This window comes from Streptomyces sp. SP18CS02, assembly GCF_036322365.1.
GTDB lineage: Bacteria > Actinomycetota > Actinomycetes > Streptomycetales > Streptomycetaceae > Streptomyces.
Window position 1 is genome coordinate 1 of record NZ_JAQYXC010000253.1, and the last position, 345, is coordinate 345.

General features: G+C 57.1%; 1 protein-coding gene. It reads right to left on the minus strand.

The features are described 5' to 3' along the window. Positions 1-345, minus strand: a 345-nt coding sequence (locus PUR26_RS04275; protein ID WP_329869358.1) for a hypothetical protein, incomplete at both ends; no start/stop codon positions are given.

Genomic DNA, 345 nt, shown 5'->3' on the forward strand with positions numbered 1-345 from the left:
CTGGAGATCGCCGAACTGGCCAACCGCTACCGCGACCTCGGCGTGGTCGGCTTCGACAGCGCGGGCGCCGAGGCGGGCTTCCCCCCCCCCCCCCCCCACCCCCCCCTCGACGACCAACACCGCGCGACCCAACAACGCACCAAACCACACCCCCCACCCCCCCCCCCAACCGCAACAAACACACCACCCCCCCCCCCCCCACCACACACCCCCCCCCCCCACCCCCCAAAAAAAAAAAAAAAACCACAAACAAAAAAAAAAAAACCACAACACCACAAAAAAAAAAAAAAACACAAAAACAAAGAAAAAAAAAAAACACCCCAACAAAAAAAAGAACAACCAACA